General features: G+C 69.3%; 11 protein-coding genes. 9 read left to right on the top strand and 2 right to left on the bottom strand.

The window, feature by feature from the left end:
• Positions 1–342: 342 nt before the first annotated feature.
• The 4 genes from ACFXN1_RS30010 to ACFXN1_RS29995 are packed head-to-tail and all read left to right on the top strand — an operon-like array spanning position 343 to position 1,983.
• On the top strand, positions 343–534 hold the full coding sequence (locus ACFXN1_RS30010; RefSeq protein WP_379443860.1) for a hypothetical protein: 192 nt from the start codon (positions 343–345) through the stop codon (positions 532–534).
• Positions 535–563: 29 nt separating this feature from the next.
• On the top strand, positions 564–845 hold the full coding sequence (locus ACFXN1_RS30005; protein WP_379443859.1) for a hypothetical protein: 282 nt from the start codon (positions 564–566) through the stop codon (positions 843–845).
• Positions 842–1,708: a metallophosphoesterase gene (locus ACFXN1_RS30000; protein ID WP_379443857.1), complete on the top strand. Its 867-nt coding sequence runs from the start codon at positions 842–844 to the stop codon at positions 1,706–1,708. The genes ACFXN1_RS30005 and ACFXN1_RS30000 overlap by 4 nt, the downstream gene beginning before the upstream one ends.
• Positions 1,709–1,710: 2 nt before the next feature.
• Positions 1,711–1,983: a hypothetical protein gene (locus ACFXN1_RS29995; RefSeq protein WP_379443856.1), complete on the top strand. Its 273-nt coding sequence runs from the start codon at positions 1,711–1,713 to the stop codon at positions 1,981–1,983.
• A gap of 31 nt (positions 1,984–2,014) precedes the next feature.
• Here ACFXN1_RS29995 and ACFXN1_RS29990 read toward each other — a convergent pair whose 3' ends face one another.
• On the bottom strand, positions 2,015–2,827 hold the full coding sequence (locus ACFXN1_RS29990; RefSeq protein ID WP_379443854.1) for an amidohydrolase family protein: 813 nt from the start codon (positions 2,825–2,827) through the stop codon (positions 2,015–2,017).
• Positions 2,775–3,764, bottom strand: a complete 990-nt coding sequence (locus tag ACFXN1_RS29985; RefSeq protein WP_379443852.1) for a LysR family transcriptional regulator — start codon at positions 3,762–3,764, stop codon at positions 2,775–2,777. The genes ACFXN1_RS29990 and ACFXN1_RS29985 overlap by 53 nt, the downstream gene beginning before the upstream one ends.
• A 275-nt stretch (positions 3,765–4,039) precedes the next feature.
• On the opposite strand from ACFXN1_RS29985, the gene ACFXN1_RS29980 reads away from it, so the two are divergent.
• The 5 genes from ACFXN1_RS29980 to ACFXN1_RS29960 all read left to right on the top strand — a co-directional run bounded on the left by ACFXN1_RS29980 (position 4,040) and on the right by ACFXN1_RS29960 (position 7,413).
• Positions 4,040–4,165, top strand: a complete 126-nt coding sequence (locus ACFXN1_RS29980; protein ID WP_379386308.1) for a hypothetical protein — start codon at positions 4,040–4,042, stop codon at positions 4,163–4,165.
• Between the two features lie 53 nt (positions 4,166–4,218).
• A complete protein-coding gene (locus ACFXN1_RS29975; protein WP_364617813.1) occupies positions 4,219–4,764 on the top strand; it encodes an HNH endonuclease in 546 nt (181 codons plus the stop codon).
• A gap of 77 nt (positions 4,765–4,841) precedes the next feature.
• Complete coding sequence (locus tag ACFXN1_RS29970) at positions 4,842–5,108, top strand: WhiB family transcriptional regulator (protein WP_354831710.1); 267 nt, start codon at positions 4,842–4,844, stop codon at positions 5,106–5,108.
• Between the two features lie 129 nt (positions 5,109–5,237).
• Complete coding sequence (locus tag ACFXN1_RS29965) at positions 5,238–6,914, top strand: VWA domain-containing protein (protein ID WP_379443851.1); 1,677 nt, start codon at positions 5,238–5,240, stop codon at positions 6,912–6,914.
• Between the two features lie 88 nt (positions 6,915–7,002).
• Complete coding sequence (locus ACFXN1_RS29960) at positions 7,003–7,413, top strand: hypothetical protein (RefSeq protein ID WP_379443849.1); 411 nt, start codon at positions 7,003–7,005, stop codon at positions 7,411–7,413.
• Positions 7,414–7,580 lie beyond the last annotated feature (167 nt).

Below are 7,580 nucleotides of genomic sequence, written 5' to 3'. Positions count from 1 at the left end.
TTCGGAGAGCAGACCAGTTCGAGACGGTCGCACCGAGGCTCAGCGACGCGGTGAGCAGCACGGATGCCGCAGCGGTTTTCCTCATCCTCGAGGTCTGCCTGTTTCTCTCGAGGGGATTTCCGAGATCGCCCGCCGATCGCCGGGCGTCGAGCTCACCGTGTCGGAGCGCTCGGGCAGTCGTGCGGTCGCGCGCGCTGCTCGATTCGACCGATAGGCAGTGCCGATCGCCGCGCCATACCAGGCGCCACCGCACCGAGACTGGGCGCAGGACATCGCACGACCTCGGCGAAAGCCCGTGCGGTCCCGGCGAAAACCCATGCGGTCCCGGAGAAAGGAGAGCGAGTGGCCCGGCTGCAGATCGACGCGGTGTCGAAACGATTCGGCGCCGAGTACGCGATGCGCGAGGTGAGCCTCGACCTGCGCTCGGCACCCATGCCTCGCTTCGACGACAAACCGGCAGTCCCACCAATTCCGGTGCGGGCCTGCACATTCTGTCCGGCGACCCGGCCAAGCAGCGTGCGGCCTGGGAGCTGATCGAAAACCCCACCAGTCAGGAGTCCTACGTGAAGATCTCCCAGAACATCGGCTACCTGCCGCGGCGCTCCGAGATGATGACCGACCCAGACATGCTCGGCTCCTGGGCCGCGCAGAGCCCCCTGCTGGCCCCGAATGTCGCGCAGCTGGCGACCATGGAACCCTGGGTCTCCCTGCCCGGCAACGACTATCTGCAGATCCTCGACGGCATGATGGACGCCGTCGAGTCCGTCGTGTTCCAGGGCAAGGATCCGCAGGCCACCCTGACCGCCGCCCGCGCCGAGGGCGCCGGACTCCTGCCCACGTCATGAACCCGGCGAACATCCTGACCCTGGTCCAGCTCACCGACACCCATCTGCGGCCGAACGGTGAGCGCGTCCTCGACGCGGTCGACACCCATGCGGTCCTGCTGCACGTCCTCGACAAACTCCGCACCGGCGGGCGGCGCATCGACGCGCTCATCCTGTCCGGCGATCTGGCCGACACCGGCGCACCCGAGGCGTATCGGCGGCTGCGCGCGGCCGTGGAGCCGGTGGCGGCCGAGCTCGGCGCGCAGGTGCTCTACGTGATGGGAAATCATGACGAGCGAGCGGCTTTCGGGGTCGAACTGTTCGGGCACGAGCCCGGTTCGGCGGCGGCCGCCGCACCCTACGACCAGGTCCTGGAGGTGGCCGGGCTGCGCGTCATCGGCCTGGACTCCACCACGCCCGGACAGCATCACGGCCATCTCGAAGACAGCCAGCTGGACTGGCTGGCCGCCCAGCTCCGCGAGCCCGCGCCCCGGGGCAGCCTGCTGGTGCTGCATCACCCGCCGCTGCCCTCGGCCGTCCCCGCCGCCGAATTCCTCAAGCTGCGCAATGCCGATCGGCTGGCCGAGGTGCTCACCAGCACCGACGTCCGCATGATCCTCTGCGGGCACAACCACATGACCGCGGCCTCCGCGCTGGCGGGCATCCCGGTGTGGGTCGGACCCGCGCTGGCCTATCGCATCGACGCCATGTCACCGACGGGCCGTCAATACGGCATCGCCGGTTCGGGTTTCACCCGGATCGACGTCCTGGACACGGCCATCATCGCCAGCGCTGTCGAAACGACACCCACGACCCGGCTCTACGACAAGTCCGACACCGAAGTCCAGGAACGTCTCCAGGCTCTCCAGTCCGGAAGGGGCTAGCGGTGTTCGTCACTGTCGCCCCACAGGACCCGCCGCCACTGCCGACCCCGGCACCGGCGGCGGGTCCGCACCGCGCCCGGCTCCGCCGCCTCCTGATCCGCCGGGCCACGCCCCACCTGTACCTCACACCGGCACTGATTCTGCTGGTGGTGTGGGCCGGATTGGCCGGCATCAGCGGCGAGTACGACGAGGCGGCCCGCGTCGACGGCGCGAGTCCCGGCAACTGGGATTGCGCAGCTTCATGGGCACCGAGGGCGAGCAGTGGGGTCCGATGATGGCGGTTGCCGGGCTGGGGAACTCAAATGATCACAGTCCGAACACCCGCCGGGCGTTCCCCTCCAGGTACAGCTCCCGCGTCTCGTCGTCCAGGCCCAGCTGTTCCAGCCCGTCGAGCGCGTGCTGCGGCATGATCATCGGATAGTTGGTGCCGAACAGCACCTTCCGCCGGCCGCTCGTGGTCTTCAGATACGCGACCAACGCCGGCGGCAGCCGTTTCGTGGTGTACGCCGAGGTGTCGATGACCACGTTCTCGTGCTTGCGCGCCACCGCGATCATCTCCTCGGTCCACGGATAACCGACATGACCGCACACGATCGTCAGCTCCGGGAAATCCAGGGCGATCCGGTCGATGTAGGGAATCGGCCGCCCCGGCTCCGAGGGCCGCAGCGGCCCGGTGTGCCCGACCTGCGTGCAGAACGGAATCCCCAGATCCACACACGCCGCGTACAGCGGATAGAACCGCGCGTCGGTCGGCGGCACCTCCCACAACCACGGCAGCACCCGCACCCCCTTGAACCCCTCTTCCCGCACCCGATGCCGCAGCTCCCGCACCGACTCCATCGGCCGCCGCAGATCCACCGAGGCGACCCCGATCAGCCGGTCCGGTGCCTCCGCAACCCATTGGGCCACTTCGTCATTCGAGATGAGCACCCCCTCCGGCGCGCACCACGCCGACAGCAGCGCCCGATCCACGCCGCCGGCGTCCATGGCGGCCAGCGTGGCCTTCAGCGGAATCTCCTCCGACGGGATGACATCCCCGGTCCACCGCCGCAGCGAGTCGAAGATGTCACGCGCGAGAAAGCGACCCGTCGGATGCTGTGCCCAGGCGTCGATCGTCATCACTGACCACCCCACTGCTCTCCGGGTCCGCAGCGCTCGCCGGCTCCGGACCGTCCAGACATTCCAGGAACGCGGCCACCGCCGGATTGGTCTCCGCACCGCGCCAGACCGCGTACAGATCCAGTGTGGGCACCGGATCCACGATTTTCACCGCAACCGACATACTTCCCGGTCCGCCCATCCCCATGGAGATGGCGCGCGGCAGCGAGGCGAACCCCACCAGCGGCCGCACCGACACCATGTGCGCGGTCGCCCCGGGATCATCGGCGTACTGCGTGACATTCAGCGAGATCCGCGCGTGCGCGGCCGCCCGGAAGATGTTGTCGTACATGGCCGGGCACTGCTCCCGCGCGAACAGCACACACTCCTGGTCCTGCAGTTCGGCGAACGGCACCCCCACCCGGTCCGCCCACCGATGCCGCCTGCCCACCACCGCCACCAGCGGCACCCGATGCAGCAGCCGCCGGTACCGGAACTCCGGCGTGCTCGGATGGCCGTACACCATGGCCACATCCAGCGCGCCCTCCGCGAGCGCGGTGAGCTGCGGGCCGGTCCGCTTCTCCCACAGCGACACCTCGATATCGGGATACCGCTCGGTCATCCGGACCAGCGTGTCCGGCAGCACGTGCCGGCTCGCGGGCAGGTTGTAGCCGACATTCACCGTCCCCACCCGTCCGTCCGCCAGGGCCCGCGCCGCCCGTGCCGCCCGATCCAGCTGCGCCACGATCTGCCGGGCCTGTATCTCGAACTCCCGCCCGGCCGAAGTGAGCCGCACCTCATGGGAGTTCCGCGCCACCAGCGTCACGCCGATCGACTTCTCCAGCTTCTGCAACTGTGCGCTCAGGCTCGGCTGCGTCAGATGCAGCCGCCGGGCCGCGCGCCCGAAGTGCAGCTCCTCGGCGAGGGTGATGAACGAGACCAGATGTCGGATCTCCATGGGCCGGCTCCTCTGTCATACCCGCCACGCTCGTCGCGATACCGGCCACGCTAGCCCCGGCGGGTAACCGGCGATGAATTGCGGTTCTCCCCGGAACAAATGGCCGATGGCCTTCGTTGTACCTCCACGGCTCCAGGTCCGCGCTCCACGCGGACACCTGGAGTCAGGGGGCGAAAAAATCACCCGACAACGGCAGGTCCGTTGTGCCACCATGTTTTTCACCGATGATCAGCCGACCGTCACGGTCGTGACCAGCAGGAAAGGAGGAGACGGCAATGAATCCCAGGTTCAGCGAACAGTATCCGAGTTCGCCCGAACAGCGCGCACTACTCGTGCGCCATGCCGAGCGCAGCCTGCGCGGCGACGACCGGAACATCGGCCGTCTCCAGGCCCACGCGTAAGCGGGCAACTCCCTCCTTCTGTTCGATCCCTTTCACGAAACATGGTGACCCCCATGCTGTTCCGTCACGCCGACGACCCGGAGATAACCACCGACAACTGGATACACGCCGGAGTGCTGCTGCTCAACGCCTCCTACGAGGCGCTGACCACGATCCGCGCCGAGCGCGCGGTGGTGCTGCTGCTCGGCGGCGCCGCCGAAACCGTCACCGATCGGCGGCCGCACTTCCCGATCCGCTCGAAGCACCTGGAGCTGGCGCTGCCGGAGACCATCCGGCTGCACCGCTACATCTACCTCGAGCACCGGATCCTGGTGCACGACGACGACAGCCGCGCCACCCTGGCCGCGGTCCTGCGCCGCGACCGCTACCGCTGCGGGTACTGCAACGACTGGGCCCGCACCGTCGACCACATCCGCCCGCGCTCGAAGGGTGGGCCCAATACCTGGGCCAACCTCATCGCCGCGTGCGGTCCCTGCAATACGTACAAGGCGGACCGGACTCCCGAGGAGGCCGGCATGCGCCTGCTGTGGGAGCCCAAAGCCCCCAATGACAGAGAGCGGGCCCAGCGTCAGGTCTGGAAGGAACTGGCGGCGTCCTGAATCCCAGGACCGGGACCGATCTCGATGAACGAAGAACACCCGCACCGCGTGATCGGACATGAGAGGAGCGAGATCCGATGACGAACACTGCACTTCGGGAGCCGACCCTGGCGGATCTGCTCCCCATCTCCGACTCGAAGGACTACTGGCAGCGCGCGGCCTGCAAGGGCGACCCGAACCACGAGGCGTGGTTCCCGTACCCCTCGCAGGACTTCGACTACGCCCGCACCATCTGCGCGGCCTGCCCGATCCGCCGCGAATGCGGCGACTTCGCGGCCCGCACCGGCCAGTCCGGCGTCTGGGGCGGTCACGAGTACGACCGCGGCAAGCTGATTCGCGACTGACACCTCGGCGGTGGCTCCCCTCGGAGCCACCGCCGTTGTCGTCGCTGCCCCGCCGGGTCCAGGCCGGTCGGATTTCGCGTAACCGCCTGGCACAGGTGGCTACCAACCCGTCAACATAGGATGTCGCTCGTGGGAACTCATCGCGCCGCGGGCGGGTCACGAGGGATCAGCAAGGGACCGGTTATCGCAGTGGTCGCGGTGGCAGTGCTAGCGCTGGCCGTCGTCGGCTGGGCCTGGCTGTCGGATCGGTCCAAGGAGCGCGACAGCCGCGCCGCCGCCTCCTGCGTGGAGGGCACCGCCACCCTGAATGTGACCGTCGATCCCGACATCCTCACCCCGGTCGAGGCCGCGGCCGACCGCTTCAACGCCACCAAGCCGCACGTACGCGACCACTGCGCCGAGGTGGCCGTGGCCGCACAGCCCTCGGCCGCCATGGTCGCGGCCTTCACCTCCGGCAAGGCGTGGGATCCGGCGCTGGGCCCGCAGCCCGCGCTCTGGATTCCGGAGTCCTCCCGCTCGGTCGAGCAGATGCGCGTGCCGGGCCTGATCGCGGGCACCCCGGCCCCCATCGCGGTCAGCCCCATCTCCCTGGCCGTCCCCGACGACCTGCGCCGCGCCCTCGAGACCGCCAAGGTGCACTGGTCGGACCTGCCCCGGCTGCAAGAGGGTTCCCTCGCCGATATCGGGCTGCCCACCTGGGGCAAGCTGCGCCTGGCCATACCCGCCGGGGACGGCTCGCTGGCCGTCGCGGCCGCGGTCGGCTCGGGCTTCTCCGGCACCGATCCCCTCGACGAGAAGGCCGTCGCCACCGGTCAGGTGGTCTCCGCCATCTCCGGCCTGGCCGCGGGCGCACCCGCCGCGAAGGACGTGACCGGCGCGCTCACCGACCTGTCGGGGGCCGCCGACCCGGCCACCGCTCCCGTGCACGCGGTGGCCGCCACCGAGCAGCAGATCCGGGCCCGCAACGGCCTGACCGCCTTCCGCCCCGACAGCGCGGGCCCGGTCGCCGACTACCCGGCCGCCCAGCTCACCGGCTCCTGGGTGGACCAGACCCAGAATCTGATCGCGGGCCTGTTCGCCGACTTCCTGCGCGCCCCCGACCAGTCGAAGCTGTTCACCGACAACGGTTTCGGCGCCGCACCCCCGGCCACCGCACCGGTCCCGGCGAAGGCGGTCCTGGACAAGGTGGGCCAGATCCTCGCCCATCCGGTGCTCGGTGTGCAGGCCACCGTGCTGCTCGACGTCTCCTCCTCCATGTCCACCACCGAGGGCTTCGGCACCCGCCTCGCCAATGCGGCCGCGGCACTGGAGTCCACGATGGGCGTCATGCCGCCGGGCTTCGGCCTGGGCGTGTGGGAATACTCGAAGAACCTCGACGGGATCAACCCCTACAAGGTCCTGACCCCGACCGCGCCGCTGTCGGACGATCAGCGCACCGCCATCAGCCAGGCCCTGAGCACGGTCACCGCGAGCACCTCCAAGCCGGACCGCACCTATCCCACGCTGCAGGCCGCCTACAAGAACGTGCTCGCCAACTACGCCGCGGCCCGCACCAATTCGATCCTGCTGATCACCGACGGCCCCGAGGACGATTCCACGGTCACCGGCGATCAGCTGCTCGCCGAGATCGCCGCCGCGACGGATCCGGCGCATCCGGTGCGGATCGACGTCATCGTGGTCGGCGGCCCCGGCACCCAGACCCTGCAGACCCTCACCCAGCGCACCGGCGGCACCTACACCAAGGTCAACACCACCGCGGACCTGCCGTTCGGCACCGCGGTCTCGCAGGCGCTGACCACACCCTGACCGGCCCGAATTCCAGGGCGGCAAGGGCACGGCAACACGGCGGCAGCGCTTTCCGCATTCGCCAGCAAACCCGTGGCATATTCGGCGAATGGCACAGAGCACTGGTCCCGAACCCACACTGAAACAGGGCTTCGCCGCCGGAACGACGATCGCGGCGGGCATCCTGCTGCTCGTCGTCGGCGCGCTGTCGATCCTGCAGGGCATTTCCGCGGTGGCGTCGGACGACCTGCTGGTCGTCGGCTACGACTACGTCTACAAGATGAACACCACCGGATGGGGCTGGATCCACATCGTCCTCGGCATCATCGAGATCGTGGTGGCGATCGGCCTGCTCCGGGGCACCACCTGGGGCCGGGTCGCCGCCCTGATCCTGGCGGCCCTGTCCATCGTGGAGAACTTCCTCTGGATTCCCTACTACCCGGCCTGGTCGCTGCTCATCATCGCGCTCGACGTCGTGGTGATCTGGGCCATCTCCACCTACAAGCCCGTCGCCGTCTGAGCCCCGGCGCGGTGACCGTGCCCGCGGCACCGCAGCGCCGATAGTGCCTGCGGCACAACGGTGAAGCGGGGGACCGGGTGTGGGAGCGAAGGGGGGGGGGTGGTGTTTGGTGGGTGGGGGGGGGGTGGGCGGGGGAGGGGTGAGGGGGGGGGGGGGAGGAAAAAAAA

The organism is Nocardia sp. NPDC059154 (genome assembly GCF_042755705.1).
Taxonomy (GTDB): domain Bacteria; phylum Actinomycetota; class Actinomycetes; order Mycobacteriales; family Mycobacteriaceae; genus Nocardia.
Note: the sequence above shows the minus strand (reverse complement) of the source record. Positions and strands in the feature narration are given on the sequence as shown.